The 14464-nt window shown below is 42.0% G+C and carries 16 protein-coding genes; 6 read left to right on the top strand and 10 right to left on the bottom strand.

Going from position 1 to position 14464, the window contains the following annotated elements:
* Positions 1 to 9: 9 nt before the first annotated feature.
* From OQJ86_RS18740 to OQJ86_RS18715, 6 genes are read right to left on the bottom strand one after another with little or no spacing between them, the layout of a single operon-like run.
* Positions 10 to 1380 carry an AMP-binding protein gene (locus OQJ86_RS18740; RefSeq protein ID WP_265989143.1) on the bottom strand — a complete coding sequence of 457 codons (1371 nt, stop codon included), beginning with the start codon at positions 1378 to 1380 and terminating at the stop codon, positions 10 to 12.
* Positions 1381 to 1385: 5 nt separating this feature from the next.
* Positions 1386 to 1946, bottom strand: coding sequence for a septation protein IspZ (locus OQJ86_RS18735; protein WP_038865617.1), 561 nt, complete (start codon positions 1944 to 1946; stop codon positions 1386 to 1388).
* Positions 1946 to 2203, bottom strand: coding sequence for an acyl carrier protein (locus OQJ86_RS18730; protein WP_042604629.1), 258 nt, complete (start codon positions 2201 to 2203; stop codon positions 1946 to 1948). Before OQJ86_RS18730 ends, OQJ86_RS18735 begins: the two co-directional genes overlap by 1 nt.
* A gap of 15 nt (positions 2204 to 2218) precedes the next feature.
* The gene (locus OQJ86_RS18725) at positions 2219 to 2491 is read right to left on the bottom strand and encodes a phosphopantetheine-binding protein (protein ID WP_038865613.1); all 273 of its coding nucleotides are present in this window, start codon (positions 2489 to 2491) and stop codon (positions 2219 to 2221) included.
* Positions 2492 to 2501: 10 nt separating this feature from the next.
* On the bottom strand, positions 2502 to 3263 hold the full coding sequence (locus OQJ86_RS18720) for a lysophospholipid acyltransferase family protein (RefSeq protein WP_039975620.1): 762 nt from the start codon (positions 3261 to 3263) through the stop codon (positions 2502 to 2504).
* Entirely contained in the window at positions 3260 to 4000 is a 741-nt protein-coding gene (locus OQJ86_RS18715; RefSeq protein WP_265989137.1) for a beta-ketoacyl synthase chain length factor, read from the bottom strand. Before OQJ86_RS18715 ends, OQJ86_RS18720 begins: the two co-directional genes overlap by 4 nt.
* Positions 4001 to 4074: 74 nt before the next feature.
* Here OQJ86_RS18715 and OQJ86_RS18710 point away from each other — a divergent pair, with 74 nt between their 5' ends.
* The 6 genes from OQJ86_RS18710 (at position 4075) to nhaA (ending at position 10816) form a co-directional block, all read left to right on the top strand.
* The gene (locus tag OQJ86_RS18710) at positions 4075 to 4473 is read left to right on the top strand and encodes a hypothetical protein (protein ID WP_038879342.1); all 399 of its coding nucleotides are present in this window, start codon (positions 4075 to 4077) and stop codon (positions 4471 to 4473) included.
* Between the two features lie 27 nt (positions 4474 to 4500).
* On the top strand, positions 4501 to 5568 hold the full coding sequence (locus OQJ86_RS18705) for a class I SAM-dependent methyltransferase (protein WP_038879344.1): 1068 nt from the start codon (positions 4501 to 4503) through the stop codon (positions 5566 to 5568).
* Between the two features lie 8 nt (positions 5569 to 5576).
* Positions 5577 to 6821: an NAD(P)/FAD-dependent oxidoreductase gene (locus OQJ86_RS18700; protein WP_265989134.1), complete on the top strand. Its 1245-nt coding sequence runs from the start codon at positions 5577 to 5579 to the stop codon at positions 6819 to 6821.
* Positions 6822 to 7431: 610 nt separating this feature from the next.
* Positions 7432 to 8490 carry an FtsH protease activity modulator HflK gene (gene hflK / locus OQJ86_RS18695; RefSeq protein ID WP_265689584.1) on the top strand — a complete coding sequence of 353 codons (1059 nt, stop codon included), beginning with the start codon at positions 7432 to 7434 and terminating at the stop codon, positions 8488 to 8490.
* Entirely contained in the window at positions 8487 to 9476 is a 990-nt protein-coding gene (gene hflC / locus OQJ86_RS18690) for a protease modulator HflC (RefSeq protein WP_265689583.1), read from the top strand. Before hflK ends, hflC begins: the two co-directional genes overlap by 4 nt.
* Positions 9473 to 10816: a Na+/H+ antiporter NhaA gene (gene nhaA, locus OQJ86_RS18685; protein WP_265989128.1), complete on the top strand. Its 1344-nt coding sequence runs from the start codon at positions 9473 to 9475 to the stop codon at positions 10814 to 10816. The genes hflC and nhaA overlap by 4 nt, the downstream gene beginning before the upstream one ends.
* Positions 10817 to 10964: 148 nt before the next feature.
* Here the strand turns inward: nhaA and OQJ86_RS18680 are convergent, their stop codons facing one another.
* From OQJ86_RS18680 to OQJ86_RS18665, 4 genes are all read right to left on the bottom strand, one after another.
* Positions 10965 to 11273 (bottom strand): DUF1840 domain-containing protein, encoded by a 309-nt coding sequence (locus tag OQJ86_RS18680; RefSeq protein ID WP_265989126.1) that lies wholly within the window; start codon positions 11271 to 11273, stop codon positions 10965 to 10967.
* Positions 11274 to 11365: 92 nt separating this feature from the next.
* Positions 11366 to 11752: a type II secretion system pilot lipoprotein GspS-beta gene (gene gspS2, locus OQJ86_RS18675; RefSeq protein ID WP_225874956.1), complete on the bottom strand. Its 387-nt coding sequence runs from the start codon at positions 11750 to 11752 to the stop codon at positions 11366 to 11368.
* A complete protein-coding gene (locus OQJ86_RS18670) occupies positions 11727 to 12839 on the bottom strand; it encodes an alanine/ornithine racemase family PLP-dependent enzyme (protein ID WP_265989123.1) in 1113 nt (370 codons plus the stop codon). Before OQJ86_RS18670 ends, gspS2 begins: the two co-directional genes overlap by 26 nt.
* Positions 12836 to 14041 (bottom strand): DUF1611 domain-containing protein, encoded by a 1206-nt coding sequence (locus tag OQJ86_RS18665; RefSeq protein ID WP_265989121.1) that lies wholly within the window; start codon positions 14039 to 14041, stop codon positions 12836 to 12838. The genes OQJ86_RS18670 and OQJ86_RS18665 overlap by 4 nt, the downstream gene beginning before the upstream one ends.
* Positions 14042 to 14464: the final 423 nt, after the last annotated feature.

Below are 14464 nucleotides of genomic sequence, written 5' to 3'. Positions count from 1 at the left end.
GATGCTTAATTATTCTTGGAATAGTTTTTCTATTTCAGCGACTTGTCGCTTACCTTGGCTGTTAAGTGGTACTTCATCCAGCACTCGGAATTTGCGTGGTATCGCAATCGGCTCTAACCAGTTACGTAGCGCTTTTCTCAGTGCAAGCCAAAACTTGCCTTTGCCCAGTTCACTTAATGTCTGCTGGCCTTGCTCGTTCAATACTATGACAGCAAAAAGCGACAATCGTCCTGCTTGCTCCATAGGAATAACAGCACTTTCCTTAATCCAAGGCAGTTGTTCTAAACGTTTTTCTACTTCAACCAAAGACACACGTTTTTCTTCGACCTTAACGATTCGGTCTGTGCGGCCGCGTAATTCGAAAGAAATACTATCATGGAAATAGCATTCATCTGCGGTTTGATACCAAGCGTTTTCATCGATGTGCGGTGAGCGAAGCTTTAAACAATTTTCATGGTTTAATGCCGCTTCAACTCCAGGGAACAGCGTCCAAGGTTGTGTCGCAGTAAGTTGTTGACGATAAGCAATACCGCCAGTTTCTGTACTACCAAATACTTCGACTGGATAGTCACCAAAAATCTCAGCACTGTGTTGTGCGGCGTCATTCGGTAATGGGCCACCAGAGGAGAAAACGCAGCGCAATGCCGTCGGTTTATGCTCCTCGGTGAGACGCTTGAGCAGAGCAGGGCTGCTAATTAAAGCGGTATTGCTGGTGGCATGATTCACAATTTGCTCTGGAAACTCCAGATTGTGGGTAGCGAAAGCGCGACCAGCACAAAGTGGCCAAAGCACACGGAAAAGTAAGCCATAAATATGCTGATGAGAGACCGTACTTTCAATCTGACAGCCAGCGATCTTCTCTCCCCATAAGGATTGAAGAATCGCAATTTCGACATCCAGTTGTTTAAGTGTTTTCGCGATGGCTTTAGGTTTACCACTAGAACCGGACGTAAACAAAGTGATGCTCAGAGCGCTGGCGTTAAGCGAGTGCCACTCCATCGAGCGGTCATCTGCTTCTTCCGTCACACAACGTGTGGTCAAGCTGTCAGGTACCGAAACGTCAGCATCATGAAGGACGAGGTCGTAATGTTCATCAAGTTCTTTTAATGCTTCTGGTTGGTAGTTTCCTGGTAAAACGATGGCTTTATTGGCATGACAACAAGCAAGAAAACTGATGGCAAACAGGTAGCTATTGGCAAAGCAAAGAGCAATACGCTGCGATGGATTGGCGTCGAGTTGTCTTTTTAGAGCGGAAACACTGCGTTGAAATTCGTCCCATGTTTTTTCTTGAGCGGACTCGAAGGCGACGACCGATGGTTCAGGACGTTGAGCGCGCATTAACATGGCAATAGAAGAGAAGTCAGAAGAACGGGTGTTCATACGATCTAGTGTTCCTTTCGTACAAATTGGCGCACTATCCATTCACCGGCAAATAAACTGCCTGCAAGTAGGTAGCTGATCAGGCCGTTGTATAACGTCCAAATCTCGATGGATTCAAAGCAGGTATACAGTGCAGTTGCCGCATTCATAATAAAAAATGCGCACCACACCAGAGTGACTTTACGTGTGTAGAGTACGCCGCTTTCAGGCAAATCTGGTTCTTGAAGCCGAGCCAATCGCTCAATGATGGTTTGAGGCTGTCTTAAGCTGAGGGCGAACACCCCAAGCATGCAAAGGTTCACCACGACAGGATAGAACTTTAGCCACCCGTGTTGCTTAAATACAACCCCAAGGGTGACCAGAACGATACCAACAATGCCAGTGGTGAAAGCAAGAAACTTAAATTCTTTCAGCGGGGTCTTGTTTGCAACCAATAATCGCAAGAGCAACGCTGCAATTAACAAGCCCCCAACGAGGTTTAAGCCAAATCGATCAATGCCGAAGTAAACAGCAAAAGGGTAGGCAAACAGGACAATTGCAGACAGACCAGTCAGCAATTGGCGCATTAACTTTCCTTAAGAAGTTCAGCGACAGCCGTTACCACGTCATCCACCGTACGAACGGTGCTGAATTCAGCTGGCTTGATTTTCTTACCAGTGACATTTTGCAGGTGAACCACAAGGTCTACCGCGTCAATGCTGTCTAGGTCGAGATCGGTGTAAAGGTGTGCTTCTGGCTGGATATCCGCAGCGTCGATTTCAAACAGTTCTACCAGTGCATCTTTAACTTGTTCAAATACTTGTTCTTTATTTACATCTGTCATGAATATACCTAAAAACTATTCATTATCTTGGGAAGAAGTTTGAGAAGAAATGTACTTCGCAAGGTTAGCTACTGAAGCAAAGTGCTCACGTGTATTTGAATCGTCAGCATCAATGACAATGTTGTATTGCTTTTTAATCGCTAAGCCAAGCTCAAGTGCATCAATAGAATCCAAGCCTAGACCATCACCAAACAGCGGCGCTTCGGTTTCAATATCGTCGACGGTTAAATCTTCTAGGTTCAACGCGTCAATAATAAGTTGCTTGATATTGTTGTGTAATTGTTCCACTGGGACCTGCTTATAATTCTGGAAAAATAGTATCAGCTAAATGCTGCTGTAAGCGACGAGCCGCTATTGTTGGGGACGTAGTTTGCTTTATAAAAGGCTCAATCTCAACTTTATCCTTCACTTCCACTTTGAAAAAGGGCTTTGTCGCCGGAACTTGATACCACTTTTTCTCTTTTGTTAAGAAGCTAGGCGTCACCGTAATATGTACAACTCTTAAATCTCGCTGCGTTCTTACTGCTATTTGTGCAGCACCACGCTGTAATTTTGATTTTACCCCAGGAGTGGTTCTTGTGCCTTCCGGAAAAATGAGCAATACATTGCCATTATCAAAACGTTCTTCACACATTGTTAATAAATCATCAGGAGCTTCATTAGGAATATAACCCGCAGCTTTCACAATGTGTTTCATAAATGGGTTGGCCCAAATCGCTGACTTTACTAAACAATCGCAGCGCTTTAATTGAGATGCGATAAGAACGTAATCAATTAAACTTGGGTGGTTGGCAACAATAAGGCAATTTTGATCTTGTTGAATAATATCTGCGCCGATGATCTTATAATCGATTGCGCCAGTAAATTTCATCAATTTACAGAAGGTATTAAAAGCAAACTGTATCGCACCTTGGACTTTATATTCCTTGGCGGTTTGATCGGAGGTGGTTAAACCAATGAGTGGAATGACGATAAAGCTGAGCACCAGACCGCCAAGCCCAAATACGGAAAAACAAAAGCCAGTAGCAAAGACACGCCAATATTGATTCAAAACCCTCATCGACGATGCCATTCCCACGTTTGCTGTGGCGAATGAATCAACCAGCTTGGATCTTCACAAAGATAGTGTTTTAAGAAAGCTAATCCTTGTGGGAGCGGGCAAGGCTGGGACGTGTGTCCGCTTTTTTCTGTTGCGACTTGCTCTATCTTAAAATCGTCACCAGCAGACAACACCATACCGACGGCATAACCTTGATACTGCTGGGTCTCAAACTCCGAGTAAGCATCAGGCAAGGGTTCATCAAAGTCGATAAACAGTACTTTTTTGTCTGGGTTCTCTGCGAGAAACAACCACGCTTCAATCAATGCGCTTTGAAAAGTGTTCTCTGATGCCGCAATCGACGTCAATGGGATAGGTTGCTTAGTCGCAATGGTTGCCAAGCCCGCTGCGGTATTGTGCACCGACTGAGAAAACGCCATTGGGGAAGCTTCTTCGCCTTGGAGAATGTCTTCAATCAACGCTGCGCTGCGATGTAACTCACCATGGCGACTCGCAAACACCAAGTAATCCACATCGTACTGTTTGAGTAAACCAATCGCGGTTTGTACCGCAAGTTTGCTTAATGCGCTCATACGTCGGCGCATCATTGGTGGGATATCTGCGACGTGTAATTTGCCCTCTTCAGGCCATATACAGTCCGATGCCCACTGCTCCCATTCTTCTGGTTGATTTAAACCCAATGAATTGGCGGATAATGCATCGATATTAAACGAAATTTTGATCTTCGAGTTTGGCATATTTGTTTAAATTGTTTATTTTACAGCTCGATAGAATCTGGGTTTCACCAGAGTCACAATAAAAGGAAACGACCATGTCTCGCTTAAAGCTGCTTATCTCTGTGTTATTAACAGTGCTTCTTGTCGGTTGTGGAAGAGTACAACCTGTAATGAATGTGGAGGATACTCCAGTTGCTTATGATCTTCAAAATAAACAAGTAAAAGCTGCGATTGTGCAATCGGCAACTAATCGTGGTTGGACGATAGAAGAAGTGAGCCCAGGTGTATTAATTGCCAAAATTCACGTTCGTAGCCATTTTGCTGAAGTAAAAATTCCATATAACAACAAATATTATTCAATTATTTATCTCAACTCAGTAAATCTAAAAGCGAGTGATGGCAAAATTCACCGTAATTACAATCGTTGGGTTAACAACCTGAATGTTGATATTCAGAGAGCCATCGCACTTTTAGGTGCTGAGTCTCAACAATAATTTTATTAATAGTAGTTAGGTTTTTTCGTGTTAAATCAAAATATTGATCCATTCAACGCTTTTGAAGCAAAAACAGAAGCTCAAAAATTATCTTTCGCCCCTATTGTTTTCCAGACCGCGAGAACACTTCGAGATCTTGGCATTTTAGCTGCGTTGGATAGTGCGGGCTCAAAAGGCATGAACGCCGTAGAGATCGCAGAGAAAACGGGCGTATCTGAATATGGCGTCAAAGTGCTGTTAGACATGGCCATTAGCGCGCATATCGTGCTGTGGGAAAAACCTAACTACTCATTGGCAAACCTTGGCTTCTATTTGCTTTATGATGGCATGACGCAAGCCAACATGGATTTCACGGCGGACGTTTGTTATGCCGCAATGATGCACCTAACCGATGCGATCAAAGAGGGCAAACCGTCAGGCTTAAAAGAACTGGGTGACTGGGAAACCATTTACCAAGGGCTGTCGACCCTACCAGAGCAAGCGAAGCAGAGCTGGTTCAAGTTTGATCATTTCTACTCAGACCGTTCCTTCCCATTGCTACTAAAAGAAGTGTTTGCCAACAAACCAAGCCACATTGTCGATATCGGTGGTAACACAGGTAAGTGGGCGATGCAGTGTTGTAACCACAATCAAGACGTTCAAGTGACGATTGTCGATTTACCACAGCAGCTTGAAGTGGCGATGTCGAACGCAGCGGATAACCAGCTAAGTGATCGCATCAAACCATTCCCTGCTAACATGCTGGACAAAGCTCAAACCTTGCCTGAGCATGCCGACATTTGGTGGATGAGCCAGTTCCTCGATTGTTTCTCTCCAATCGAAATTCTCAATATTTTAAAGAAAGTTAAAGCGCAACTACGACAAGGCGATACCGTATACATTCTAGAATTGTTCTGGGACGCGCAAAAATACGCGGGTGCCTCTTACAGTTTGAATGCCACGTCGCTGTACTTTACTTGCCTTGCAAATGGTAACAGCCGCTTCTACCGCAGTGATGACTTCCTAGAGATTGTTGAAGCTGCAGGCTTAACCGTGGCAGAAAGAACAGACAACATTGGCCTTGGTCACACATTATTAAAACTACAAGCAAACTAGAAAACAGAATGAAAACAGAGCAAAAGCAAGTCGTCGTTATTGGTGCGGGCCCGTCAGGTTCTACCGTATCAGCATTGCTCAACGCACGAGATATCGATGTTGTTGTGATTGAAAAAGCCACCTTTCCACGTTTCTCTATTGGTGAAAGCCTACTTCCAGCGTGCATGGAAGTTGTAGAGCAAGCGGGCATGTTAGAGGCAGTCAACCAAACTGGTTTCCAATACAAAGACGGGGCTGCATTTCGTCGCAACGGCGCTTACACCCAATTTGATTTTACCGATAAGTTCACCTCAGGTCCGGGTACAACCTACCAAGTCCAGCGTGGTCACTTCGATAAAGTACTGGCAGACAGTGCCGCGCAGCAAGGGGTTGAAATTCGTTACCAGCACGAACTGAAAAGCATCGAATTTGAAGGCTCAAAGTCGGTTCTTTCTGTTATCGATGAAAACGAATTAGCGTATCAAATTGAAGCCGATTATGTATTAGACGCCAGCGGCTTTGGGCGTGTGCTTCCAAGATTGTTAGAGCTGGAAGAGCCGTCTTGCTTGCCACCAAGAAAGGCGATCTTTACCCACATTGAAGACAACATCACTGCCGAGAACATCGAATACGATCGCAACAAGATCCTGATCTCTGTGCATCCAGATAACCACGATGTTTGGTATTGGTTGATCCCATTCTCCAACGGCACCTGTTCATTTGGTGTGGTCGGTGAGCCAGCGTTTTTTGAAAACTACCCAGAAGACAAAATCGCAGCCATTAAACAACTAGCAAGCGAAGAGCCTGGTTTGGCTGAGTTGCTTAATCAAGCCAACTACCCGAACCCAGCCGGTGAGCTCGGTGGATACTCGGCCAATGTAAAACAGCTTGCAACATCGCATTATGCTTTGCTTGGCAATGCCGGTGAATTCCTTGATCCTGTCTTTTCATCTGGCGTGACCATCGCGATGAAGTCAGCTCAATTTGCAGCAGACTGTATTGAGCGCCAGCTCAACGGTGAAGCCGTGGATTGGCAAGCAGACTACGCCGATCGCCTGATGGTTGGAGTGAACACCTTCCGCACCTATGTAGAAGGTTGGTACAACGGTAAGCTACAAGATGTCATCTTCTACCAAGAACCGAATCCACGCATCAAACAAATGATCAGCGCGATCCTCGCCGGTTACGCATGGGACGAAGCAAACCCATACGTCAAACAAAGCGAGCAACGCTTATCTACATTAGCGGAATTGGTAAGAAGCGAAAAGCGTTAAGGCCCAGAGCCGAAACTGAGTGATAGTCATCCAATATCAAAGCCCTGCTTGTGAAAGTGGGGCATTTTGTTTTTTAGTTCTGCTGAGCTAATGACGCTACGTTTTTCAGATGATGAAATCAATCTAATGATGAAGACGTGTTTTTCTTGGGAACCGTATTTCTTCAGCCTAAAAAGCTAACTGATAATTTGCCCCTAAATGAGTTACGTCTAGTATTAATGACTAGGTAATCAGCGGACTTTACAATACATTAATTAATGTGAAAGACAAAATATTAGGCCGTATCTCTGTTACTCAAATAGACAGTAAGCACCCTCACTGTGTTTTAGGTGCAGAAATCGAGATTATTCCTCTCGCGCGTTTCTAGTACTGCTTCGTTTTTGGTCACTTTGAAGTTTACTTACTGTTTTAGTTCACTATTTTATCGGTCAGATTTTACTTGAGGAAGTATTGAATCGCCACCATCGATGAATAGATCAGTTAATCTCTATCAGTCTTAAGTAAATATCTCAAATTAAAAAAATATGCCCTTGTTAATTCGATGTCTCCCCCCAATGTATAAAGATAGAATAGGTGAAAATTTGTTCGCCTATAGCCGGAGGGCATGCTCATGCTCCATCATAACCAACCTTCAGGTAGCCCTTGGGGCGGAGGAAAACAAGATCCTCCTAATTTAGGTGAGGTATTTTATACTATTCTCCATCACTTAAAAAAAATGCTTCCAGGCGGAAGGAATTCAAGCTTTTTTATCCCTCTTATTATTTTCTTTTTAGCAATCATATTCTGGACGTGTTTTTACACGGTACCAAGCGATTCTGTTGCTGTGATACAACGCTTTGGCAAATATGTCCATATTGTTCCTGCAGGGCTTCATCTCAAGATGCCACTTGGCATTGATACGGCTGAAATCTTACCTGTGAAACGACAACTAAAGCAGGAGTTTGGGTTCATAACACCCATGGCAAAAAATCCCAACCAAAGCCCGAGAATAAACACTCGACGTCAAGAAACACAAATGGTTACAGGTGATTTAAATGCCGCTCTCGTCGAATGGGTGGTGCAATATCGAATCTCCGATCCCATCAAGTTTTTGTTCGAAGTTCGAGAGCCTAGTGAAACCCTTCGATATGTTTCTGAATCCGTAATGCGTGAAGTGGTGGGTGATAGAACTGTGGATGAAGTGATCACAATTGGTCGGCAAGAAATTGAGTCTGAAGCGCTCTCAAAAATGCAAGAGCTCGCTACAAAATATGCTTTAGGGATCAGAATTGACCAAGTTCAGTTAAAAAACATCAACCCTCCTCAACCTGTCCAGGCATCGTTTAATGAAGTGAACCAAGCCCAACAGGAAAAAGAAAAGCTCATAAACGAAGCTCGCCGAGATTACAACAAAGTGATCCCCTTAGCGTTAGGTGAAAAAGATCAACGGATCAGAGAAGCTGATGGCTATCGCTTAAAACGCATCAATGAAGCTAAGGGAGATACGGTTCGCTTCAATGCATTACTGTTCGAGTATGTTAAAGCCCCAGAAGTAACTAAACGCAGAATTTATTTAGAAACAATGCAGGCAGTATTACCTAATATTCGGACCAAAATTATCATTGATGAACGAGCAAACAATATTTTGCCTTTGCTCAATCTCAACGACACACAAGGAGAGCCTAGATGAAATCGATTAAAAAAGGGGTCATAGCCGCATTGATTTTAGGTACATCTTTTAGTGTATATAACGCACTTTACACAGTAAGTGAGGTTCAACAGGTAATTATCACTCAGTTTGGAAAGCCAGTAGGGATGCCTATTGTTAATGCTGGATTAAAAATAAAAGTACCATATATTCAAGAAATTAATACCATCGACAAACGAGTGTTGGAATGGGATGGTCGCCCTTCCGACATGCCAACAAAAGATAAACTGTATATTTCTGTAGACTTGTTTGCTCGATGGCGAATCGTTGACCCGCTTCAGTACTTTTTACGTCTCAAAGATGAACGCAGTGCACAATCTCGACTAGACGATATTTTAGGTAGTGAGACACGAAATGCTGTAGCAAAACATGAATTGATCGAAATAATACGTACTAACAAAAATCGCAAACCATTACGAGATCCATTATTGAGTGAAGCTGAAAGAGATCTGAAAATAGGCGCCTTAGTTCCTATCCAAAAAGGTCGCCAATTTGTAGAGCAAGAAATATTCTCTGCAGCGTCAGAAAAAATAAAAATCTTTGGAATTGAGTTGCTCGACATTAGATTTAAACGTATTAATTACAATGAAAGTGTTCGCCCTAAAATTTATGAGCGAATGATTAGTGAACGTCGTCAAATTGCAGAACGTTTTTTATCCGAAGGAAATGGGGAGGCTGCGAGGATTCGAGGTGACAGAGTGAGAGACTTGGATAAGATTCAATCTGAGGCCTATCGTGAAGTCGAAGAGATTCGGGGACAAGCTGACGCTAAAGCCGCCGAAATTTATTCATCAGCTTACAATAAAAATCCTGAAACAAGACAATTTTATGAATTCACACGCACGATGCAGTCTTACTCGACCGTTATTTCAGAGAACACAACGCTTGTTTTGTCTACTAATAGTGACTTATTCAAGTTTCTTAATGGTATAGATAGAAATCCAAATATCACAGTTGAAAAACAATGAGTAAAAGAGAAAAAATAACACCAACTAATCTAACTCGCCTACCCAAGGGATATATTGATTGGATCTCTCAACCAATATACCGTTTCATACATATTGAATCTGCAGCAGGTATTGTACTATTTGTTTCAACGTTAGTTGCCATTTCACTAGCCAACTCAAATTTAAGTGAATCGTTTACTCGCTTTTGGCAGATTTCGGTAGGGGTTACTTTTGGTGATTTAGTATTTGAACGGTCATTACACAAATGGATCAATGACGTAGGAATGACCTTATTTTTCTTTCTTATTGCCTTGGAACTCAAACGTGAGTTAGTGCTAGGAGAACTTAGGAACCCTAGATTAGCGATTTTGTCTATTGCAGCTGCTCTTGGGGGCATGTTAGTGCCTCCTCTTTTCTATTTTCTTATACAGTTTGGTGAATCAGGGCAACATGGTTGGGGCACAGTCATGGCTACAGATACCGCATTTGTGATCGGGTGCCTAGCACTTTTAGGACGAAGCATTCCAAGCAGCTTGCGTATATTCATGCTATCAATGGCTGTGGTAGATGATATCGGCGCGATCTTTGTTGTTGCTATTGGCTATGGAGATAGTGTTAACTGGATGTCCATACTTTATGCCTTGTTAGGGTTTATTATTGTTCGGGTTATGGGCTTTTTAGGGATCCGCAGTATAGTGCTCTTTTCTATTGTTGGAGGAATGATATGGATAGCCATCGATATGTCTGGCATACATCCCACAATCACCGGAGTGATTCTCGGCTTACTAACCCCTACAAATAAGTGGGTGAGTAAGGAGCATCTTTCCATCATTATGGATACCGTAGTGTCATCTTCCACTATAGAACAATGGAGTGGTGATAAAGTAGAAGGAGAGACGTTAAGAACCGCTGCAGCGGCTGCGCGCGAAACTCTTTCGCCAGTTGAGCGGCTGGAAATGTTACTTCATCCTTGGGTTGGGTTTGTCGTGTTACCGTTGTTTGCTCTTTCCAACGCGGGTGTTTCGCTAACTACGGCGAATTTAACTTCTCCAATTACGCTTGCTATATTTTTAGGTTTTGTTTTTGGCAAGCCAATAGGTATTACCTTGTTTAGTTGGATTGCCGTCCGACTTAAAATTGCAATATTACCTGAAAACTTGAATTGGGGAATGATTATAGGGGGGGGGATGTTAGCTGGCATAGGTTTTACTATGGCATTGTTCATCGCGGAATTAGCTTATGACCCTAATCAAATTAATTCTGCGAAATTAGGCATCTTCTTAGCGTCTATTGTTTCGGCTTTTCTCGGCATCATCTTTCTTCGCTATTTCTCTGTTAAAGAAAAACGGAAAGATGCTTGATGATGCTTGTTATTCCAACTTATAAAATAGGACATAAAAGAAGTCACTACTTACCTCTATAATAACAAGGTAGGTAGTGAATATTAAAGAGATCAGCATATACTCTATTGATTGATATGTTGAAGAGAAAAGACTCATTTATTATGAACTACAGCGTTTCCCACATAACGTCACATTTCCCTTCTATTGCTGTTTTTAATAATTCAAGTAATGGATAAGCTCGCTCAATAATCGAAATAGTAGGTTCTGCGTTTTCATGCACTTCAACACTATTAAGGTTTCGTATTTTTTCACGTTCGAACGCACTATTTAGTTTTACCAGTACCTCTGGTATATCTGATGAAAAAATCGCACTTGGCACCTTTCCACTATGCCCCATCATTTTTATTATTTCTTGAGCAACGTCACCAAACATGATGACACTTGCATGATTTTTACAACTAAATTTTACTAGCATAAAAACCTCTCTGCATTTGCTATCTAAACAAAACTATGTCTTAAGCAGCTTCAAAGATAACCCCAATTGAATGTTTGCTAGTATCTATTTGTTCATTCATCATTAATACATGTGTTTAAAGAGATGGAATTGAGGCTATCTACTTTATTACTGGAATCTAACGTTATAATTCGATAAGAAATACCACGTTTCAATAGATATCTAGTTTCCTCTTTCTCACAAAATTCGATAGCGACTTGCTCAACTAGACTATCCATATCAACAAATTTGCTTTTGGTAAAAATAAGAGAAATGTTATTCGCATCTGACTTGGCTTGTACTAGTGTTAATGCTCCTATTTTTTGTGGGAGTCGACTTGAAATAATCGTTGCTCTATAATCAGATAACTCATTTGGTAACATTTGATTTGATAAACAACCGTTCAGCAGAATGATGATAAATAGTACGAATGTATTACGATGTTGATTCAAGAAAAACACTCCCTCTTGAACTATTTCTAGAGTTATAATTATGAAAAACTTTATGCATTGAGTTGGATGACATAGCCGACAAAAATGCACTGTAATCGAGAGTGAATTGAACTTTCGTTCCAACGGTTAAGGGTGTTTGGGAACTTTCGAGTATCAAGTGATCACTGCTTGACGACAAAATGTTCATATCATAAGGAGCGTTAAGTCCCGTCACACAAACATCTTGACGACCTAAGGCGAGAATTGCTTGCGAAACAGCTCCGCGGTCTTGGAGTATTTCCCTTTCACCAAATGCATTGCCCCCTCGATTCCCCCATGGCAAAGAAGGTTTAATTTTAGCTTCGATCACCTCAGCAGTTAACGTAATCGCATCGGTGTGTAACCCTTTGATTGAATTCTGCTCTACAGGGACACAGCCTAAGAATATTGCTTCTCCGAGTCGCAAGTTGTTGACTCGAGTTTTCCCCTCATGAGCTAGAACCCAATTGATTGAAGATGAGTTTCCACCTGAAATAATCTCAAGACTAATACCAAAAACTGCTTCAATACCGTCTGCAAGATCAGAAAGAAGCCTCATCTTTTTATCATCAGGAGCAACACCATAGCGACACGTAAGATTCGCCCCTATCCCTTTAATAACTATATTGGGTAATAGAATGATCTCACGTATGAAATTAATGACGCGACATGGCATAACACCTTCTCTCAAATCTCCAAGCTCAACCATTATTATCACACCGTGTTTAATATTTGCTCGTTTTGCTACGCGAGAGAGCCGCTGAATAACTTGAACTTCAGTATTCAGACTGATGTCACAATACGCAACCACACTCGCAATCTGACTCAGCATTGGAGTGCGTATTAACACTTTCGGAACTGCAACCCCACAATGTGTCATTCGTTGTATATTTTCCACTCTAGAATCAGCAAGCATACTTGCTCCAGCATCAACCAGAATGTGCGCAATGATAGGATGACCTAAACAGGACTTTGTAACTGGTGTGACTGAGACATTTTTTAAAGCAAGTGTTTCAATAAGAAACTTAGCGTTATGGTGGATTTTTGAACAGTCAATATTTAGCTTCGGGTAACTCACCTTTGCTCTGATATTTTGTTTTCTAACAAAGGATAGGTCGACAATACCATCTGCAACAGTTGTTCTTTAGATTGAGATAATGGATCTGTCACAGGTAGGCCAAACTCAGCAGAATACAAATTTATTTCGGAAATAATCTCATCTGAAGACATCCCTTCATGATTCAGAGTTAACCCGATAACTGTAGTATTGGAGAACGCCTCTATGAGGTTTATCTCACAGGCAACGGAAGGCATCGGCATATCTGGGAAATCTATGCGATACATACGCTTAGGCGCATGTTGTAGAATAACACTAGTCGGACAACTACCACGTAATATAAACGAACTGGTAGAGAATGCAGGATGACTCAGTGCTCCCTGTCCTTCAATAATAATGATATCTGGATTCTCTGCTTCATACGCTTTAACAATTACTGCTTCTAGCTCCCCAGCACAAAATTGAGAGGGGACAGCATCTAATGCCACACAATAAGGAGCACCTTGTATAATGCCCGTTTGTCCCGTCGCTATCATAACAACATTGAGACCCTTATTTCTTAACTCATTCGCCAGTATCGTCGCAGTCGTTCTTTTCCCCAATGCGCAGTCCGTTCCCATTATCGCAATTCTTGGACACTGAACACTGTGTATTTTGCCACTAAATAATTGCAGTTCTCCCTTGCTCTTGGGTCTACGAATATCAAGAATATGAACATTATTTTTTAAGCTGGCTTCACGAAAAACAGGGTCATCATTTAAGAACTCATGTAAGCCATTCACTATATTCATATTTAATGACATAGCATCGAGAATAATTTGCTTTTCAGAATCTGAAAGAAAACCTTTTGATGGCGCTATCCCAAAAATAAAGTAATCAGGAACTGTTTCCGCCTGAATAATGGCTTCTTCAATATTTGCCACAATAGGAATATGATTTTTCGTACCATAAAGAACTTCACCGGAATCTAAGCTAGCGAGCTCACTATCAATGACAGATAAAATGCGATAATTGTGGGAGTGCCTTACCAAACCATTCGCTGTCTTTCCGTCAGTTTTATTAAAGTTACCTTCACAGTAAATAATTGCAGAAGGAGTCGTCGGATTAACTTTATGACAAAGCGGCGTCCAAGGTTCCGGACGAGTTGGGCTATGGTCGTTTCTTATATGTTCGGTTCTAGTTAATTGAAAGATGTTTCTTAGCTTTCTAGTTGAAATTGACATAATTAAAGCCTGCAGTAAGGCTTAGGGGGGCTACTAAGGAGTGCCGAGATGTGAGTTCGGAAAAGAAAAGAAGTCCCTACTAAGCGGTAGGGTGAGCAACCATGCTAACACACTTCCAAGACTTTTGTTGGTTATTATTGATACACTTTCGGCGTCTATCACTTTAAGACTTAACCCATACTCGAGTGATTGATTAGAGATTTAAGACTTCTTGTTCAACACTTCCATATCAACCTCTAAGGTTTAAAGTTTCAGATACTTTTTCTAATATCAGTTGAGTGGGTCAGAGCTTTTAGTGTAACGCGTTTTTGTCCAAAAATACAGTAGTGAGGTCTGTGCTAAATTTACCTGAGATCGGTTTAAGCCATCGCCATCAGCCCAGACTTTTCAGCATTGGTGATGTTGAGTGATGGCTTCTCTGGT

It is taken from the genome of Vibrio sp. Sgm 5 (genome assembly GCF_026241575.1).
Lineage (GTDB): Bacteria > Pseudomonadota > Gammaproteobacteria > Enterobacterales > Vibrionaceae > Vibrio > Vibrio jasicida.
This window is presented reverse-complemented; position numbering and strand designations above follow the sequence as displayed.